The organism is Polaribacter sp. Z014 (genome assembly GCF_023555435.1).
Lineage (GTDB): Bacteria > Bacteroidota > Bacteroidia > Flavobacteriales > Flavobacteriaceae > Polaribacter.
Genome location: NZ_JALCZP010000151.1, coordinates 1 through 315, shown reverse-complemented (window position 1 = coordinate 315; position 315 = coordinate 1). Strand labels below are relative to the sequence as shown.

Below are 315 nucleotides of genomic sequence, written 5' to 3'. Positions count from 1 at the left end.
AGGTAAAACAAGGAGAACTACATTTCCATTTTACAGAATTAAATACAATTCCTGATGAATTCATAGGACTAAAATTAAGTTCTAAAGGCTTTTTTCCAGAAGCAACTATTCAAGATTTTCCAATCCGAGGTAAAAACGTTTTTCTACATGTTATTAGAAGGCGTTGGATTGATGATAATTCTAAAAAATTAGTGATAAGAGATTGGCAATTAGTAGCAAAAGGCACTAGAATTACTAGTGAATTTGCTGCTTTTTTAAAACAAATCAGTCTGTAATAATGCTTCAAGTACATCTGTTGTAGCAACCTTTTACGGA

General features: G+C 31.1%; 1 protein-coding gene. It reads left to right on the top strand.

The genetic code is table 11. The features are described from left to right. On the top strand, positions 1–275 hold a 275-nt coding region (locus MPF19_RS19260; RefSeq protein WP_502925293.1), incomplete at its 5' end, for an ISAon1 family transposase N-terminal region protein. Positions 276–315 lie beyond the last annotated feature (40 nt).